Origin of the sequence: Sphingomonas sp. BK069 (assembly GCF_014193405.1) — a bacterium.
Lineage (GTDB): Bacteria > Pseudomonadota > Alphaproteobacteria > Sphingomonadales > Sphingomonadaceae > Sphingomonas.
The window spans coordinates 280,760-297,387 of sequence record NZ_JACHZH010000004.1; the positions used below are offsets into that span (position 1 = coordinate 280,760).

General features: G+C 71.1%; 19 protein-coding genes, 1 tRNA gene and 1 pseudogene. 10 read left to right on the forward strand and 11 right to left on the reverse strand.

The window, feature by feature from the left end:
- Window position 1 precedes the first annotated feature (1 nt).
- From rsmH to FHY02_RS14900, 6 genes are all read right to left on the reverse strand, one after another.
- On the reverse strand, window positions 2-976 hold the full coding sequence (gene rsmH / locus FHY02_RS14875) for a 16S rRNA (cytosine(1402)-N(4))-methyltransferase RsmH (protein ID WP_183923489.1): 975 nt from the start codon (window positions 974-976) through the stop codon (window positions 2-4).
- Window positions 976-1,476, reverse strand: coding sequence for a division/cell wall cluster transcriptional repressor MraZ (locus FHY02_RS14880; protein ID WP_183923491.1), 501 nt, complete (start codon window positions 1,474-1,476; stop codon window positions 976-978). The genes rsmH and FHY02_RS14880 overlap by 1 nt, the downstream gene beginning before the upstream one ends.
- A 627-nt stretch (window positions 1,477-2,103) precedes the next feature.
- Window positions 2,104-2,478, reverse strand: coding sequence for a hypothetical protein (locus tag FHY02_RS14885; protein ID WP_311721935.1), 375 nt, complete (start codon window positions 2,476-2,478; stop codon window positions 2,104-2,106).
- On the reverse strand, window positions 2,465-3,454 hold the full coding sequence (locus tag FHY02_RS14890) for a cysteine synthase A (RefSeq protein WP_183923493.1): 990 nt from the start codon (window positions 3,452-3,454) through the stop codon (window positions 2,465-2,467). Before FHY02_RS14890 ends, FHY02_RS14885 begins: the two co-directional genes overlap by 14 nt.
- 46 nt (window positions 3,455-3,500) lie before the next feature.
- On the reverse strand, window positions 3,501-3,827 hold the full coding sequence (locus FHY02_RS14895) for a DUF962 domain-containing protein (RefSeq protein ID WP_183923495.1): 327 nt from the start codon (window positions 3,825-3,827) through the stop codon (window positions 3,501-3,503).
- Between the two features lie 30 nt (window positions 3,828-3,857).
- Window positions 3,858-4,433, reverse strand: a complete 576-nt coding sequence (locus FHY02_RS14900) for an alpha/beta hydrolase (protein ID WP_183923764.1) — start codon at window positions 4,431-4,433, stop codon at window positions 3,858-3,860.
- Window positions 4,434-4,662: 229 nt separating this feature from the next.
- On the opposite strand from FHY02_RS14900, the gene FHY02_RS14905 reads away from it, so the two are divergent.
- The 4 genes from FHY02_RS14905 to aat all read left to right on the forward strand — a co-directional run bounded on the left by FHY02_RS14905 (window position 4,663) and on the right by aat (window position 7,955).
- Window positions 4,663-5,958, forward strand: coding sequence for a type VI secretion protein ImpB (locus tag FHY02_RS14905; protein ID WP_311721931.1), 1,296 nt, complete (start codon window positions 4,663-4,665; stop codon window positions 5,956-5,958).
- Between the two features lie 85 nt (window positions 5,959-6,043).
- Window positions 6,044-6,427, forward strand: coding sequence for a hypothetical protein (locus tag FHY02_RS14910; RefSeq protein ID WP_183923499.1), 384 nt, complete (start codon window positions 6,044-6,046; stop codon window positions 6,425-6,427).
- Between the two features lie 95 nt (window positions 6,428-6,522).
- Window positions 6,523-7,230, forward strand: coding sequence for a ParA family protein (locus FHY02_RS14915; RefSeq protein ID WP_183923501.1), 708 nt, complete (start codon window positions 6,523-6,525; stop codon window positions 7,228-7,230).
- Window positions 7,227-7,955: a leucyl/phenylalanyl-tRNA--protein transferase gene (aat, locus tag FHY02_RS14920; protein WP_221190263.1), complete on the forward strand. Its 729-nt coding sequence runs from the start codon at window positions 7,227-7,229 to the stop codon at window positions 7,953-7,955. The genes FHY02_RS14915 and aat overlap by 4 nt, the downstream gene beginning before the upstream one ends.
- A gap of 35 nt (window positions 7,956-7,990) precedes the next feature.
- On the opposite strand, the pseudogene FHY02_RS14925 reads toward aat, so the two are convergent.
- The 5 genes and pseudogenes from FHY02_RS14925 to FHY02_RS14945 form a co-directional block, all read right to left on the reverse strand.
- Window positions 7,991-8,224 (reverse strand): annotated as a pseudogene (locus FHY02_RS14925) (DUF2155 domain-containing protein); the annotation flags it as partial.
- Between the two features lie 203 nt (window positions 8,225-8,427).
- Window positions 8,428-8,820, reverse strand: coding sequence for an NADH:ubiquinone oxidoreductase subunit NDUFA12 (locus FHY02_RS14930; protein ID WP_183923505.1), 393 nt, complete (start codon window positions 8,818-8,820; stop codon window positions 8,428-8,430).
- 116 nt (window positions 8,821-8,936) lie between these two features.
- Complete coding sequence (locus FHY02_RS14935) at window positions 8,937-9,440, reverse strand: DUF192 domain-containing protein (protein ID WP_311721928.1); 504 nt, start codon at window positions 9,438-9,440, stop codon at window positions 8,937-8,939.
- The gene (locus FHY02_RS14940) at window positions 9,437-10,009 is read right to left on the reverse strand and encodes a cold shock domain-containing protein (protein WP_311721926.1); all 573 of its coding nucleotides are present in this window, start codon (window positions 10,007-10,009) and stop codon (window positions 9,437-9,439) included. The genes FHY02_RS14935 and FHY02_RS14940 overlap by 4 nt, the downstream gene beginning before the upstream one ends.
- A 91-nt stretch (window positions 10,010-10,100) precedes the next feature.
- Window positions 10,101-10,646 (reverse strand): regulatory protein RecX, encoded by a 546-nt coding sequence (locus FHY02_RS14945; protein WP_183923507.1) that lies wholly within the window; start codon window positions 10,644-10,646, stop codon window positions 10,101-10,103.
- Window positions 10,647-10,746: 100 nt separating this feature from the next.
- On the opposite strand from FHY02_RS14945, the gene FHY02_RS14950 reads away from it, so the two are divergent.
- From FHY02_RS14950 to nusG, 6 genes are all read left to right on the forward strand, one after another.
- Window positions 10,747-12,498, forward strand: coding sequence for a fatty acyl-AMP ligase (locus FHY02_RS14950; RefSeq protein ID WP_183923509.1), 1,752 nt, complete (start codon window positions 10,747-10,749; stop codon window positions 12,496-12,498).
- Between the two features lie 256 nt (window positions 12,499-12,754).
- Window positions 12,755-15,088, forward strand: a complete 2,334-nt coding sequence (locus tag FHY02_RS14955; protein ID WP_409322580.1) for a putative bifunctional diguanylate cyclase/phosphodiesterase — start codon at window positions 12,755-12,757, stop codon at window positions 15,086-15,088.
- Between the two features lie 61 nt (window positions 15,089-15,149).
- Window positions 15,150-15,225, forward strand: a tRNA-Trp gene (locus FHY02_RS14960).
- A 105-nt stretch (window positions 15,226-15,330) separates the two neighbouring features.
- Entirely contained in the window at window positions 15,331-15,570 is a 240-nt protein-coding gene (locus FHY02_RS14965) for a hypothetical protein (RefSeq protein ID WP_183923511.1), read from the forward strand.
- A gap of 276 nt (window positions 15,571-15,846) precedes the next feature.
- On the forward strand, window positions 15,847-16,044 hold the full coding sequence (secE, locus tag FHY02_RS14970) for a preprotein translocase subunit SecE (protein WP_183923513.1): 198 nt from the start codon (window positions 15,847-15,849) through the stop codon (window positions 16,042-16,044).
- Between the two features lie 17 nt (window positions 16,045-16,061).
- The gene (gene nusG / locus FHY02_RS14975) at window positions 16,062-16,598 is read left to right on the forward strand and encodes a transcription termination/antitermination protein NusG (RefSeq protein ID WP_183923515.1); all 537 of its coding nucleotides are present in this window, start codon (window positions 16,062-16,064) and stop codon (window positions 16,596-16,598) included.
- The last annotated feature ends 30 nt before the right edge of the window (window positions 16,599-16,628 follow it).

The following is a 16,628-nucleotide window of genomic DNA, read 5'->3' on the forward strand; positions in this document are numbered from 1 at the left end:
CTCACGCCTCCCTTACCCAAGCCGCCGCCGCCGTCCGCCGTGCCGCGCGAAGTGTCGCCGAGCGGGCGCGCGGATTCGCCGCCAGCTCGGTGTCGTCGGCGCGCTGCGCGCGCCCGATCATCTCGAAGGTCGCCGCACGCGCCGGCGCCGCCGCCGGCAGGTGGCGCGAGCCGCCCGGTGCCGCGCCCGCGCGATCGCGCAGGAAGCGCTTGACGATACGATCCTCGAGCGAGTGGAAACTGACCACCGCGAGGCGCCCGCCCGGCTTGAGCACGCGCTCCGCCGCGGCGAGGCCACGCTCCAGCTCGTCGAGCTCGCCGTTGACGTGGATCCGCACCGCCTGGAAGGCGCGCGTCGCCGGATCCTTCTTGTCGTGCGGGCGATGGCCGAGCGCGCGGCGCACCACGGTCGCGAACTGCGCGGTCGTGGTCAGCGGGCGCGCCGCCACCACCGCGCGCGCGATCCGGCGCGACTTGGGCTCCTCGCCGTAGCGGTAGAGCACGTCGGCGATCGCTTCCTCGTCGGCGGTGTTGAGGAAATCGGCGGCGGTCGGCCCCTCCTGGCTCATCCGCATGTCGAGCGGCCCGTCGCCCTGGAAGGAGAAGCCGCGCTCGGGCTGGTCGAGCTGCATCGAGGAGACGCCGATGTCCATCGTCACGCCGTCGACCGGGGCGAGGCCGCGCGTCTCCAGCTCCTCGGCGAGCGCCGAGAAGGTGGCGGCGACCATCGTCAGCCGCGGCGCGTCGGCCGCGAGCGCGCGCCCGGTGGCGACCGCGTCGGGGTCGCGATCGAACGCGACCACCTCCGCGCCCGCGGCGAGCAGGGCGCGCGTGTAGCCGCCGGCGCCGAAGGTTGCGTCGACGTGGCGCTCGCCGGGGGCGGGGGCGAGCGCGGCGAGCACGGGCGCGAGCAGCACGGGCACGTGCGGCGCGACGGGACCGGGGGGCAGGCCGGTCTCAGGGGCGGTCTCGCTCATCATAGCGCGATCCCCTTCTCCTCGCAGGCGAACTCGACATATTCCTTCAGGAACGGGTCGATATCCGGGGTCTCGAGCAGGATGTTGGGCGCCCAGATCGTGATCCAGTTGAACGCGCCGAGGAACACCGCCGCCCCCGCGATCCGCGCGTAGCGGCGCTCGAACGCGGGCATGATGAAACGGCCGGAGCCGTCGAAGGGCAAAGGCTCGGCGCCGCCGGCACGATCGAGGATGTTGTAATCGACCTTGCCGGTGCGCTCGAACTGCGCCGCGTCGAGTGCCTCCAGCCGCGTTTTCCAGAACGGCACGAAGCCGGGATCATAGGCGATCAGGCAGCGGTGCTCGGGGTGCGGGGCGATGATGACCGTGCCGCCGTCCTTGCCGTCGTCGCGGGGGGCGTTCTTGGCGAGCATCGCGCGAAGGGTGTTGGGAATCGCGACACGGCCCTTGTCGTCGACAAGACCGAGCCCCTTTCCCTGATAGTCCACCCTGTCCGCCACGCCCACCTCACACCCGGGACGCAAAACCTCCCTGTCCGGCGAACGGTCATCACCGCCCGCCGACGTTGCCCATCAGCAAACAACAGTGGTCTTGCCCCCAATGTCGTCGCACGGAGGTATCAGGGTTGTACGGGGATGAGAAGGGAAATTCGGGGATAGCCGGGGAACCAGCGGATTTTCTCGCCCGATCCGCTCGCTAGGGCGGCGGGGGCAGGCGTGAGCGGGCGCTCGCGGGGGTAAGACTCGGCGTGACGAGCGGATGCGGGCGGGCTTTCCCCGTTTTTCCCCGGCAGAATCGGGGACCGCGCGGGAACGACGGCGCGCGTTGGGAAACCGGAACTGCCGTCAAGCCCGTCGGGCCGTTCGCCCTGTGGCTCCCCCATCTGGCAAGGAGCTGCGCTCGTCGCGACGAGGAGGCCGAATCCGATCTCATCGTCATCCTGCGCTTGAGCCGGGATGCAACGTTCCGCCGGCGCGACGGCTGGGGCGCTCGCGGCACCATGGATGCCGGGTCAAGCCCGGCATGACGAGGTTGCCAGAGTGAAGCCAGCATCAACCCCGCCGACTGTGGCCGCTGGGGGCCAACGCGCTCCGCTGCTGCATGCGCGCACCCGGGCGCGCCGTTCGTCACTGCGCGTGCGGCGCGGGCTTCTCGGCCGGCGGGGTGTTGGCGGCGCTGGGGGTCACGCCGAGTTCCGCGAGCGGCTCGTTGGTCGGCGTCACGGTGGGGATCGGTCCCGGCACGCTCATGTTGACCACGACCGCGGGCTGCGCCGCGCCGGCGACCGCGACCGGGCGCTCCTGATCGACGGTCGAGAAGATCGCGCTGGCCACACCGATCAGCAACACGACCATGGCGAGCCCGACCATGCCGACCCGCACGCGCTGGCGCGCCTGTTCCGACTGTTGGCGCTCGACCGCCACTTTCTTTCGCTGCGAACCCTTCATCTCGTCGTGCGACGTTAACCGATCGTCGCGGCGCTGTCGATCACGCCCCGTCACGACGCTGCCGTACCAGCCCCTTCGCCGCCAGCCAGGCCGGATCATAGAGCGTCGAGAGATAGCGGAAGCCGGTGTCGCACAGGATCGTCGCGATCCGCTTGCCCGGCCCGAGCTGCCGCGCGAGCCGCACCGCGCCGGCGACGTTGATGCCCGAGGACAGGCCGAGGCACAGCCCCTCCTCCGCCAGCAGCCGCTCGGTCCAGTCGAAACCCTCCTGGTCGGCGATGCGGAACTGCGCGTCGACCGGCGCGCCCTCGAGATTGGCGGTGATCCGCCCCTGCCCGATCCCCTCGGCGACCGACGAGCCCTCGGCGCGCAGTTCGCCGCACGCGTAATAGTCGTAGAGCGCGGCGCCGTGCGGGTCGCTCAGCGCGATGCAGACGCGCTCGTCCTTGGCCTTGAGGCCCAGCCCCACCCCGGCGAAGGTGCCGCCGGTGCCGACCGCGCAGGTGAAACCGTCGATCCGGCCCTCCATCTGCGCCCATATCTCCTCGGCGGTGCCGACGATATGCGCGCGGCGGTTGGCGATATTGTCGAATTGGTTGGCCCAGATCGCGCCGGGCGTCTCCTCGGCGATGCGGCGCGAGGTGTGGACGAAGTGGTATTGGCTCGAATAGGGCGCGGCGGGAACGGTCACCAGCTCGGCGCCGAGCGCGCGCAGCGTGTCCATCTTCTCCTTGGACTGGGTGTCGGGCATCACGATGATCGTGCGATAGCCCTTGGCGTTGGCGACCAGCGCCAGCCCGATCCCGGTGTTGCCCGCGGTGCCCTCGACGATCGTGCCGCCGGGCTGAAGCTGCCCACGCGCCTCGGCGTCCTCGACGATGAACAAAGCGGCGCGATCCTTGACGCTCGCGCCCGGGTTGGTGAACTCGCATTTGCCGAAGATGTCGCAGCCGGTCGCCTCGCTCGGCCCCTTGAGCCGCACGAGCGGCGTGTTGCCGATCAGCGCCAGCGTGTCGCTTGTGGTATGCATGCCGCGCTAGATGCGGACCCCGAGGGGAATGCGCAAGCGAGCAGATCTATCGCGGCGTCACCCCGGCCTTGGCGAGGTGCGGTGCGAGGCGCCCGGCGAGCCACAGGAAGAACATGCGATAGTCGGCGAGCAGCGACCAGAGCGGATGGCGGAAGGTCGCCGGCCGGTTGCGCTCGACCGCGAGATGCGCGCTCCAGGCGAAGGCATAGCCGGCCACCGGGACGGCGGCCCAGAACCAGCCGCCGAACGCCAGCGCCGGCGCCGCCGCGGCGAAGCTGAGCGCGGTGCCGGCATAATGGAGCGCGCGGGTGGCGGGGCGGGCGTGCTCGCGAAGGTAATAGGGCCAGAAATCGGCAAAGGTGCGCGGTGTCACGAGCGGGTCTCCGGTCAGGGCGGCGGCCGATCATAGCATGCCGCGATCGTGCAGCCATCGCAGCACCTGCCCGGGCCACTGCGTCGTCACGGGGGCGGCGGTCGGGCGCAGGCCGAAGGCATGTCCTCCCCTGGCGTAGACGCGCAGGTCGACCGGCACGCCGGCGTCGTTGAGCGCCAGCGCATAGGCCAGCGGCTGCCGGATATTGTCGGTCGGATCGTCCATGGCATGGAGGATCAGCGTCGGGGGTGCCTGGGGGCTGATCGTGACCCATGGCCGGAGCTCGAGATTGTTCCGCCCTTTGGTGTTGTCGAGCATGCGGGCGGTGTAGGCGATCACGGCGAAATCGGGCCGCGGCGACGCGCGGTCGGCGGCGTCGGTCAGGGCGTAGCTGCGCGCCTCGGTGTTGCTCATGTTGGCGGCGAGATGAGCGCCCGCGGAGAAGCCTATTACGCCGACCCGGTGCGGGTCGATGCCATAGCCCGGGGCGCGCTGGCGCAGGATGCCGAGCGCGCGTTGCGCGTCCTCGAGCCCAGGCAGCACGTCGGGGCGGCGTTGCTGCCCGTTGATGCGCAGCCAGACCTGCGGGACCCGATATTTGAGCACCGCGCAGGTCATTCCCTGCCGCACCGCCCAGGCGCAGATCTCGGTTCCCTGCCGCGGGGCCCGCCGGTTCGATCCGGCGCGCGGCACAGATCTACCCCGTCCGACGGCAAGCGTCATCGCTCGACGGCCGGATCGCGCCAAGCCGACGCCGCGATCACATCACGGATTCGCCAAATCGCCGCGAACCTGCCATGTTCCTCATCCGTTCCCTCTCGCGAGTCGCCCGCCGGTGCCCAGCGCCGATCTCATTCTGCCCCCGCGTCCGCTGCGTTGGCTGTTCCTCGACCTGAACAGCTATTTCGCCAGCGTCGAGCAGCAGGTGCAGCCCTCGCTGCGCGGGCGGCCGGTGATCGTCGCGCCGGTCGGCAGCGACACAACGGTGGCGATCGCGGCGTCGCGCGAGGCCAAGCTGTACGGCATCTCGACCGGCACACCGGTGTGGGAGGCCAAGCGCAAGTGCCGCGACCTGGTCGTCACGCCGGCAAGGCACGAATTGTACGTCGCCTATCACCACCGCATCGTCGCCGAGGTCGAGCGCCACGTGCCGGTGACGCTGGTCTGCTCGATCGACGAGGTGGCGTGCCGGCTGCTCGACAATGAGAACGGCCGCGACGCCGCGATCGCGCTGGCCGGGCGGATCAAACGCGGGCTGGCCGCCGCGGTCGGCGATTATCTCACCTGCTCGATCGGGATCGCTCCCAACCGGCTGCTCGCCAAGCTCGCCTCCGACCTGCAGAAGCCCGATGGGCTGGTGGTGTTCGAGGCCGCCGCGCTGCCGGAGGCGCTGTACCCGCTCAAACTGCGCGACATCTCGGGGATCGGCCCCAACATGGAGCGGCGGCTGGCGCGCGACGGGGTCAACGACATCCGCCAGCTGCTCGCCCGCCGCCCGCGCGACGCCGGCCACGCCTGGGGCGGCAGCGACGGCGACCGCCTGTGGTACCTGCTCCACGGCGTCGACCTCCCCGAGAAGCCGACGCAGAGCCGCACGATCGGGCACAGCCACGTGCTCTCCCCGCGCTACCGCGGCTATGAATCGGTGCGGCTGACCGCACGGCGGCTCGCGCTCAAGGCCGCCAGCCGGCTGCGCCGCAAGGGCTATCGCGCGCGGCTGCTGGTGCTGCACGCGCGGTTCGAGGACGACAAGAGCAAGTGGCGCGCGAGCGTCAAGCTGCCGGCCACGCAGGACAGTTTCGTCGTGCTCACGCGGCTCGACGCGCTCTTCCCGCGGCTGCACGCGGCGGGCGCGGCGCATCGCAGCGGCTGCCGCATGATCGGCGTGACGCTGGCCGAGATCGAGCCGGTCGCGGGTGAGCAGGGATCGCTCTTCGCCGCGCTCGATCCCGACGACCCGCTCGCGCGCGAGACGCGGACGCTGGCGCTGAGCCGCGCGATGGACCGGATCAACGAGCGGTTCGGGCGCAACGCGGTGTCGGTCGGCCCGCTGAACGGCGGGCGGCTCGATCGCGTCGGCTCGAAGATCGCGTTCGGACGGATCCCCGAGTTGTCCGAATTCCACGAGTGAGCGCTACCGAAATGGGTCGATGATATAATGACTTTAGTATGACAGGGTTGACGACGTTTTCCGCATGCGCGAAGCGTGCGGACCTATGCAAAAGCTCGCTTTCCTCCCCCTCGCCGCCTCCTTGTTCGCGCTCGCAGCGTGCAATTCCGAGCCGTCCAAGCAGGTTCTCGATTCGAACCCCGATCCGATGGCGTCGCAGCTGGCCAATGCCGCGCCCGTCGAGCTGCCGCCCGCGATCAAGGCCGACAAGACGATGCGCTGCAAGGACGGCAGCCTCGTCTACGTGACCTTCTTCACCGGCGACAAGCAGGCGGTGGTGCGTACCGAGAAGAACGGTACGCCGACGATGCTCAAGGGCGAGGGCGGCGAGGCGCCGCTCAGTGCGGACGGCGGCTGGAAGCTGACCGGCAACCCGACCGAGATCACCCTCACCCGCCCCGGCAAGGGCGCGCTCTCCTGCCACGCCTGACCTGAACCGCGCCGGCGCGTCTCGCGGAGAGCGCCGGCGCCTCACCTCGATCAATCCTTGCCGCCCGCCGCGGCCGCCCCTAGCGTCCGTCGCTTATGGCAACCATCGCGATCTACAGCCTGAAGGGCGGCGTCGGTAAGTCGACGCTGGCGGTCAATCTCGCCTGGTGCGCGGCCACGCTGTCAGCGCGACGCACCCTGCTGTGGGACCTCGATCCCCAGGCCGCGTCGAGCTGGGTGCTCGGTGACGGCGCCGCGCACGATCGCGCCCAGGCGCTGTTCTCGCGCGACGTCGATCCCGAGCGACTGATCACGCGCACGCGCTTCGACCGGCTCGAGCTGCTGCCCGCCGACGCCTCGCTGCGCGACCTCAACCACCTGTTCCGCGAGCTCGACAAGAAGAAGCGGCTGCGCAAGTTGATCGCCGACCTAGGCGACCACGACCACGTCCTCCTCGACTGTCCGCCCGGGCTGACCGAGACCGCCGACCAGGTCGCGCGCGCCGCCGACCTGATCGTGGTGCCGGTGGTGCCGTCGGCCTTCTCGCAGCGCGCCCACGCCACGATCGAGCGCCAGTTCGGCGGCCACGTCGCGATCCTGCCCGTCCACAACATGGTCGATCGCCGCCGCGCGCTCCACGTCACCGCGGTCGGGCAGCACGCCGACTGGCCCGCCATCCCCGCGGCCAGCGCGATCGAGGCGGCCACCGCCAAGCGCCTGCCGGTCGGCGTCGCCGCTCCGAACAGCGTCGCGGCAAAGGCGTTCGCGCAGCTGTGGCGCATCGTGGAGCAGCGCTGCGCTTGAGCGAGCCGCTCGACCCGTCGCTGCTGCTGGGCGCCTATTCGGTCGGGGTCTTCCCGATGGCGGACAGCCGCGACGCGGAGGACGTCTATTGGGTCGAGCCGCGCCGCCGCGCGATCCTGCCGCTCGACGGTTTCCATCTCTCGCGCTCGCTGCGCAAGGTGATCGCGGGCGACCGCTTCCGCGTCACCGCCGACCGCGCCTTCGCCGAGATCATCGCGCTCTGCGCCGAGAGCGCCGAGGATCGTCCCGACACCTGGATCAACGCCTCGATCGAGCAGGCGTTCGTGCGCCTGCACGGGCTGGGCCTGGCGCATTCGGTGGAGTGCTGGGACGGTGACCGGCTGGTCGGGGGGCTCTACGGCCTCGCGCTCGGCCGCGCCTTCTTCGGCGAGAGCATGGTGAGCCGCGCGCCCAACGCCTCCAAGGTCGCGATCGCGGCGCTGGTGGCGCGGCTGCGCGCGGGCGGTTTCACGCTGCTCGACTGCCAGTTCATGACCGAGCACCTCGCCTCCCTAGGGGCGATCGAGGTGCCACGGGCCGACTATATGGCGTTGCTGGGCGCGGCGCTCTCTTCGACCGCTTCGTCGGCAGGGGCGGGCTCATCTCCTGCCGCGCTGTCGGAGGCGGCGGGTGCGGGCGCCTTCGGCGCCTTGGATGCCGCGGCGGGTGCCGACGGCGCGGTGCCCGGGAAGGTCATCGCACAGCTCTTGGTCCAGACGTCATAGACCGGGTGGATCACCACGTTGGCGGCGGGCCGCTCCTTGTAAAGCCAGCCTGAGAAGGCGCGGCGCCATCCGCCCTCGACCGCGCGGACGTCGAGCTGCACGAAGGCGCCGGTGAGCGGCTCGGGCTCCCACGGCGCGGTCTGCTCGCACGCGCGCAGCCGCACGATCACATCGCCTGCGCGCACCGCCTGACCGGGCTTGAGCGTAATGTCGCGGCTGACGCCGTTGCGCTTGTTGAGCAGGCCCAGCACCGCGACGCGCTGCGCCATCGGGGTGGCGCCGAGGTCGACCGGATCGTCCTGCGAATCGAGCGACACCTCGTCCGAGGCGCGCGGCGCGGGCGCGCCGACGGGCGCGGGCAGCGCGGTGCTCACGGCCAGCGAGTCGCCGTGGCGTGCGCCGCGCCATCCCAGGCCCGCCCAGGCCGCCGCCGCCGCCACCACTAACAGCCCGCCGAGCGCGAGCCCGCGCCTCACGCGTCGGGGCTCCACGCCTCATAGTCGCCGGTGGCGGAGGCGCGATGGCCGCCCTTCTCCAGCGCGCCCTGGGGGCGATAGGCGAGCGCCGTGCCGGTGAGATTGGGCACTGCGGGCTTCTGCCACTGCCGCGGCGGCGGCAGGTTCTGGTCGGGCGTGCCGTCCACCTGATGGTGCAGCCAGCTGAACCACTCCGGCGGGACGCGGCTGGCGTCGTTGGCGCCGGCGTAGATCACCCAGCGGCGTGGGTTGCCCGCGGTGTCGCGGCCACCCACCCAATAGGTGTTGCCGAGCGAGTCCTCGCCGACCTGGCGCTTGCCGCGCAGCCCGAGGATGGTGCCCCAGCTGGCGCCGTTCCACCAGGTGAAGGGATTGAGGTTGATGCCCATGGTGCCCCGCGCTTACCCGCCCCGCGGGCGCGGTTCAATGCCTGGCAGCGTCCGGCAGATGTGCAGCAGGTGAGTCAAAGCCCACCCTCCCCGCTCGCGGGGAGGAGTTGAGAGAGTTACCAGCTCACCCGGTCGCCCACGGCGATCCCGAGCGCGGCGGCGCGGCCGCCGACCAGCTCGAGCACCGCGGCGACGGGCTCGCCCGAGCTCACCTTCGCCTCCGACAGCGGGGTCGTGCTCGGCGCGATCGCGGCGATGCTGTGGTCGGCGCGGATGAAGACGATGTCGAGCGACAGCGGCGTGTTCTTCATCCAGAACTCCGCCACCTGCGGCGCGCCGCCGCCGGCGGGATAGGGCGCGAACAGCATCGCGTCGTCGGGCTGCAGGTCGGTGCGGAACATCAGGCCCTGCGCCTGCTGCGCCGCGGTCTCGGCGACCTCGGCGCGGAAGGTGTGGCGCTTGCCGCCGCTCTCGATCGTCACCGGTATCGTGCGGCGCTGCGCATCGGTCGTCTCGCTCGTCATGGCGGAGGGCGAGGCCGATGGTGCCGCCTCTGGGGCACCGCGCCCGCAGGCGGCGAGCAGCAGCGCCAAGGCCAGCGGCAGCGCGGCGCGGCTCACTCGACCACCGCCACCGCGACCGCCAGCGGCCCCTTGCGCCCCTGGATGATGCGGGCGCGCAGGCGCTGGTCGGGCTGCGCCTCGGCGACGCCGGCACGGCGCAGCGTCTCCATGTGGACGAAGATGTCGCCCGGCCGCCCGCCCGAGACCAGGAAGCCGTAGCCCTTGATTCGATTGAACCACTTGACCGTGACCTCCTCCCACTCGCCTGCCTCGGCGGTGAGCGCGTTCGGGTCGACGCGCGCGCGGTCGCGGTCGCGCATCGTCTCGAGCGCGACGCTGAGATCGATCTCCGCGATCGTCACCGCCTGCCAGCCGCGCTGCCCCCGCATCGCGGTGCCGCTGACCCGCGCCCCTTCGGGCAGCGTGCGCCGGCCGAACGCCTGGAGGACGCTGAAATGAAGCAGGATATCACCCATCGCGGGATCGTCCGCGACGATGAAGCCGAACCCGCGCGTCGCGTCGAACCACTTGAGAACGCCTGATACCGCTACCGAATCGGCGTCAGCCGTCGGCAGTCCGGCCGGATCGTGCGGATCGCCGGCGGTAGCGGAAGCCTCGTCTCGCACGTCGCGTCGTCGTCCCCTTCTTCGCCGTGTCGCAGCGTTAACGCCCGTCTATCGGTGCACTGCACAATGAAGCTTGGCAAGCGCCGATCGTTCATTCCTCGTCCAGAATCGCGCCGGGTTCGGCCTCGACGATGCGTCGCGCCAACGGCGGCGCGTGGCCGGCTCGCAGCAACTGGCCGAACTGGCGTGCGCGCTGCGCCGCGTCGACCGGCGCGTCGGCGAACGGCCCGATCCGCTTGCGCCGCGCGAGCCGCAGCGCGCTCTCCAGTGCCGCCGCCCGCGCCTGCGCCAGCACGGGCGCGGCGTCCTCGGCGTCGAGCCCGGCAGCGCGCAGCGTCTCGGCGACACGGCGCGCGCCATAGCCGCGCCGACCCAATGCGGCGCCTTTCTGCTCGGCGAAGCCGCGGTCGTCGACATAGCCGAGCGTCGCCATCCGCTCCGCGATGCCGTCCGGGTCGGCGGGCTCCCCGTCCCAGCCGCGCTCGCGGATCTTGCGCGCGAGATAGGCGCTGAGCTTCCCGCGCGTGGTCGCGAACCGCTCGACGTAGCGGAGCGCGAGCCGTTCGAGCGCCGCGTGGTCGAGCGGCGGCGGGCGGCGGCGCGAGGCCTTGGGTGTTTGGGGCAGCGACACGGCCATGTTTGTGCCACACTGGCATCCGATTTTGAACGCTCGGCCAAAGTACGCCTTTAACCGCTTAACTATTGCACCGGCGTGACCGCTGCGACAGGAACACAGGATGACGACCGACATCGCCCCGACTGCCCCCCAGACGCGACCGACGCCGACGGCCGACCCGCTGCCGCGCCGCTTCGCCGATTTCGCGACGCTGGGCGAGGCGCTCGACTATGCCGCGCGGGGCGGCCGCGGACTCAACTTCCATGACGCGCGCGGCACGCTGGTGCGCGCCTACGGCTTCACCGCGCTGCGCGACGACGCGCGCGCCTGCGCCTATCGCCTGATCGCGGCGGGTGTCGCCCCCGGCGACCGCGTCGCGTTGGTGGCGGAGACCAGCGCCGAGTTCGCCGCGCTCTTCTTCGGCGCGGTGCTCGCGGGCGCCTGGCCGGTCCCGCTCCCGCTGCCGACCTCGTTCGGCGGGCGCGATTCCTACATCGACCAGCTGCGCGTCCAGCTCGCCAGCTGCGATCCCGTCATGCTCGTCTTCCCGCCCGAGCTCGCGCAGATGGCGGGCGCGGCGGCCGAGGCGTCGGACGTGCGCGGGATCGACTGGGTCGAGTTCGCCACCCAGCCCGGGCCCGAGACGGCGCTGCCCGCGAGCACCGCCGAGGACGTCTGCTACCTGCAATATTCCAGCGGCTCGACGCGTTTCCCTCACGGCGTGGCGATCACGCATCGCGCGCTGCTGAGCAACCTCGCCGCGCACGCGCACGGCGTGCAGATCATCGAGACCGACCGCTGCGTCTCGTGGCTGCCGTGGTACCACGACATGGGGCTGGTCGGCTGCTTCCTCTCGCCGGTCGCCAACCAGGTCTCGACCGACTATCTCAAGACCGAGGATTTCGCGCGCCGCCCGCTGTCGTGGCTCGACCTGATCAGCCGCAACCCTGGCACCTCGCTGAGCTACTCGCCGACCTTCGGCTATGATATCTGCGCGCGCCGCATCTCCAGCCAGACCAAGGCGTCGGATCGTTTCGATCTGTCACGCTGGCGCGTCGCCGGCAACGGCGCCGACATGATCCGGCCCGACGTCATGCAGGCCTTCGTCGACGCCTTCGCCGACGCGGGCTTCCAGGCAACCGCCTTCCTGCCGAGCTACGGCCTCGCCGAGGCGACGCTGGCGGTGTCGCTGATGCCGCCGGGCGAGGGCATCCGGGTCGAGCTGGTCGAGGAAACCGAGCTCTCGGGCATGCAGCACGGCGAGGACCGGCCGCAGCGCTACCGCGCGATCGTCAATTGCGGCAAGCCGGTGCGCGACATGGAAGTCGAGGTGCGCGAGGAGGACGGCACGCCGCTGCCCGACGGAGCGATCGGCAAGGTGTGGTGCCGCGGGCCGAGCGTGATGGTCGGCTATTTCCGCGATCCCGGCGCCACCGATGCGTGCCTGATCGACGGCTGGCTCGACACCGGCGACATGGGCTATATGTCCGGCGGCTACATCTTCATCGTCGGCCGCGCCAAGGACATGATCATTATCAACGGGCGCAACCACTGGCCGCAGGACATCGAATGGGCGGTGGAGCAGCTGCCCGGATTCAAGGCCGGCGACATCGCCGCCTTCGCGATCACCACGCCCGGCGGCGAGGAGACTCCCGCGGTGCTGGTGCAGTGCCGCAGCTCGGACGAGATCGAGCGCGTGCGGCTGCGCGACGAGATCCGCGACCGCGTCCGCTCGGTCACCGGCATGAACTGCGTCGTTGAGCTGATCCCCCCGCGCACGCTGCCGCGCACCAGCTCGGGCAAGCTCAGCCGCGCCAAGGCGCGGAACCTGTATCTCGCCGGCGAGATCAAGCCCTACGACCTCGCCGCCTGAGGCGCGGCCCGGCGCCCGGCTGCGGGCACGCCGGCCCCGCCCGTGGCGGGTGCGGCGCGATGATTGTTCGTCCATTCCGGACGTTTTCTCCAGCACGGACACCGCCTCGGCGCGCAAGCGACTGACAACGCCGGCCTTGTCTCCGGCAATCCGGTGCCGAAGCGCTGGCATGTTCTTGCCGGCAGCAACGCTTCGTCAACGACGATGCCGCTAAGGCTCGGGCGTGACACGCGATCCCCACTCCCTATCGGCATCCGTGCCGATCCGCGCGCGCCTCGGCCTGCGTCGTAGCGCCGAGCGCACCGCCGGCCACCGCGAGGTGACGGTGGAGCGGGCGGAGAAGCGGGCAGCGGCGCGTCGACTCGCGCCCGCGCTGCTCGCCGCGCATCTGCTCGGCGCCGGCTTGGCGATGGCGCTGCTGCGCCACACGGCGGCGCTGCCCTGGCTGATCACCTGGGGCGCGGCGGTGGCGGTGGCAGCGGCGACGCTCACCCGCCTTCTCGTCGCGCGCGCCGAGCCCGAGGCGCCGCTGCCGCTCGCCAGCGCGGGCGCCGCCGCGGCGGCGCTGGCGCTGGCCTGGGCGGTGATCCCGCTGCACCTCGCCGGCGCGGCCGATCCCCCCGTGACGCACGCGCTCGACCTGCTGCTCGCCACGGTGATGACCGCTTCCGCGCTGACGCTCGCGACCCTGCCGAGCGCGGCGCTGGTCCTCGTCGCCGGCACTGCCGCCGCGACCGCCGCGCCGTTCGCGCTCACCGGCCGGCCCGTCGCGGCGGCCATCGTCGTCGCACTCGCGCTGCTGCTCGCGGCCGTGATCTTCTCCCGCGCGCGCGCGGTGGCGCGGATCGGCGCGGCGGAAAGCGCGCTGCGCGAACGCGAGGCGACGGTGCAGCTGCTGCTGCGCGACTTCGAGGAAGGCGCCGACTGGCTGTGGCAGACCGACGCCGCGCGCCGGATCGTCGGCGCGAGCGAGCGTTTCGCGCGCGCATGCGGGGTCGCCGCCGCGGAGCTCGAGGGCACGCCGCTGCTCCAGTCGCTCGCCGGCGCCGACTGGGACAGCGCCGCCATCCCCGACGAGCTGCGCCTCATCGCCGACAAGATGACGCGGCGCGAGCCCTTCAGCGACGTCGCGCTGCCGGTCACGGTGCGCGGCGAGACGCGCTGGTGGCAGATCGCCGCCGCGCCGCGGCTCGACGCGGCGGGCCGCTTCGCCGGCTTCCGCGGCGTCGTATCGGACATCACCGAGCAGCGCGCCTCGGCCGAGCGGATCAACCGCATGGCCCGCTTCGACGCGCTCACCGGCCTGCCCAACCGCCTCTCGGTCAACGAGGAGCTCACCCGCGCGCTGAGCGAGGCGGAGCGCTGGCGCGCGCGCTGTGCCTTCATGATGATCGACCTCGACCGCTTCAAGGCGGTCAACGACACGCTGGGTCACCCCGTTGGCGACCGCCTGCTGCGCCGCGTGTCCGAGCGGCTCGCCGAGCTGGTGACCGAGAACGAGCTGATCGGCCGGCTCGGCGGCGACGAATTTGCTGTGGTGGTGCGCGACGCGGGCGACCCCGGCCGGCTCGAGCGGCTGGCGCACACCATCATCGAGACGCTGTCGCGCCCCTACGAGGTCGATCAGCACACGCTCTACATCGGCGCCTCGGTGGGCGTCGCCACCGGGCCGCGCGACGGCCGCACCGCGGAGACGCTGATCCGCTCGGCCGATCTCGCGCTGTATCGCTCGAAGGACCGCGGCGGCGGGGTCTACCACGCCTATGTGCCCCAGCTGCACCTGGAGGCGGAGGAGCGCCGTGTGATCGAGCTGGCGCTGCGCCGCGCGCTCGACAACGACGAGCTCCACCTCGCCTATCAGCCGGTGGTCGACTCACGCAGCGGTGCGGTGCGCGGTTTCGAGGCGCTGCTGCGCTGGAGTCACCCCGAGCTGGGCGACATCCCGCCGGCCAAGTTCGTGCCGATCGCCGAGGAAGCGCGGCTGATCGCGCCGATCGGCGAGTGGGTGCTGCGCACCGCCTGCGCGGAGGCGGCGGGCTGGCCCGACGACGTGCGCGTCGCGGTCAACGTCTCGCCCGAGCAGCTCCACAACCCGCAGTTCGTCGGGGTGATCACCGACACGCTGGCGCGCACCGGCCTGCCCGCGCGCCGGCTCGAGCTGGAGGTGACCGAGAGCGTGTTCCTGCGCGAGGGCACCGGCGCGGTGAAGCTGCTCAAGCAGATCCTCGATCTCGGCGTGGGGCTCAGCCTCGACGATTTCGGCACCGGCTATTCCTCTCTCGGTTATCTGAGCGCGACCCGCTTCTCCTCGATCAAGATCGACCGCAGCTTCGTCCAGGCGGCGTCGCGCGGCACCGCCGAGGCGATCGCGATCATCCGCGCGGTGGTGGCGATGGCGCAGAGCATGGGCATGGCCACCACCGCGGAAGGGGTGGAGACCGAGGCCGAGCTGCGGCTGGCGCGGGAACTGGGGTGCGGCAGCATCCAGGGCTTCTACTTCGGCCGTCCGCTGCCGGTGACCGAGGCGCGCGCGCTGGCGATCGCGGTGCGCCGCCCCGACGCCACGCCTGCCGCGACGCGGGCGGCCTAAGACCTTCGGCGCGCTCGCCCCTTGACGAATGCGCGCGCGGCGTCCAACAGCGCCGCGGCACAGGAGTGTAGCTCAGTTGGTAGAGCATCGGTCTCCAAAACCGAGGGCCGTGGGTTCGAGTCCCTCCACTCCTGCCAACCCATAACGGTGGCGAAGGATAGATTCTCCGGCTTGCGCGTTCGCAAGTGCGGCGTAATAGCCCTATACCTCTGACGTACGTCAATCACCAAGGGAGTAGCCATATGCGTTCCATTCTCGCCGGCGCCGCTGCGCTGAGCCTCGTCGCCACTCCGGCGCTCGCCGCCACCGCCAACCCCGCCGCCAGCCTGTCGGTGGCCGGCGCGCGCGCGTCGACCTCGACGTCGAAGGACAGCCAGGTCGCCGGCGCCGGCGTGTTCGGCGCCATCATCGCCGCCGGTATCGCGGCGATCGGCGTGATCGCGATCGTCAACGACAACAACGACGATTCCGACAGCAACTGATCGGGCGCGGTCGCCAGGGGCGACCCGCCGTCAGTAGCGACGGATAGCGAAAAGGGGGTCGGTGCCGCGACGCGCCGGCCCCTTCTTCATGGCAGCGATCGCGACGCCTATACCGCCACCGCGCTTGCCTTTTCACCGCGGCCAACTTATGTCCGCTCGCACTTCCGACAGCACGGACGGTCTATCATCGCTCTCCCCACTCGCGGGGAAGCGGTAGTGGGCCCATGCCGGTCGCTGCCGGGATATTCTATCACGGCTCAACAAGGGCTCAGTATCGTGGCGAAGACGACCCCGCTCGAGTTCATCCGACAGGTCCGCACCGAGACCGCCAAGATCGTCTGGCCGACCGGCCGCGAGACGGTGATGACGGGGGTGATGGTCGTGGTGATGACCACGGTGTTGGCGCTGTTCTTCCTGGCGGTGGACTCGTTCTTCAACGCCGTGGTCAAGGCGCTGCTGAGCCTGGCGAAGTAAGGACGGGAAGCACGACGATGGCGCGCTGGTACATCATCCACGCCTATTCGGGGTTCGAGGGCAAGGTCCGCGACTCGATCATGGCCGAGGCGACCCGCATGGGACTCGAGCAACTGGTCGAGCAGATCGAGGTGCCCACCGAGACCGTCACCGAGGCGCGCCGCGGCAAGAAGATCGCGGTCGAGCGCAAGTTCATGCCCGGCTATGTGCTGGCCAAGCTGAACATGAATGACGACGTCTATCACCTCGTCAAGAACACGCCCAAGGTGACCGGCTTCCTCGGCTCCTCGGGCAAACCGCAGGCGATCTCGGAATCCGAGGCGGCGCGCATGCTGAACTCCAAGGAGGAGGCGGCGGTCGCGCCCAAGACCAAGGTCAAGGTGGACTACGAGATCGGCGACGCCGTCAAGGTGCTCGAGGGGCCGTTCGCGAGCTTCAACGGCACCGTCGAGGAGCTCGACTTCGACAAGTCGAAGGTCAAGGTGTCGGTCAGCATCTTCGGCCGCGCCACGCCGGTCGAGCTCGACTTCGAGCAGGTCGAGCGCAGCAAGTAAGTGCCGGGCTCCCGCTCGGGCGGGAGCGGC

Coding starts and splice junctions, on each gene's coding strand:
- FHY02_RS14910 (WP_183923499.1), top strand. CDS start 6,044: ATGCAAAAGCTCGCTTTCCTCCCCCTCGCCGCCTCCTTGTTCGCGCTC.
- FHY02_RS14945 (WP_183923507.1), bottom strand. CDS start 10,646: ATGGCCGTGTCGCTGCCCCAAACACCCAAGGCCTCGCGCCGCCGCCCG.
- FHY02_RS14890 (WP_183923493.1), bottom strand. CDS start 3,454: ATGCATACCACAAGCGACACGCTGGCGCTGATCGGCAACACGCCGCTC.
- FHY02_RS14930 (WP_183923505.1), bottom strand. CDS start 8,820: ATGGGCATCAACCTCAATCCCTTCACCTGGTGGAACGGCGCCAGCTGG.
- nusG (WP_183923515.1), top strand. CDS start 16,062: ATGGCGCGCTGGTACATCATCCACGCCTATTCGGGGTTCGAGGGCAAG.
- FHY02_RS14965 (WP_183923511.1), top strand. CDS start 15,331: ATGCGTTCCATTCTCGCCGGCGCCGCTGCGCTGAGCCTCGTCGCCACT.
- rsmH (WP_183923489.1), bottom strand. CDS start 976: ATGAGCGAGACCGCCCCTGAGACCGGCCTGCCCCCCGGTCCCGTCGCG.
- FHY02_RS14915 (WP_183923501.1), top strand. CDS start 6,523: ATGGCAACCATCGCGATCTACAGCCTGAAGGGCGGCGTCGGTAAGTCG.
- FHY02_RS14950 (WP_183923509.1), top strand. CDS start 10,747: ATGACGACCGACATCGCCCCGACTGCCCCCCAGACGCGACCGACGCCG.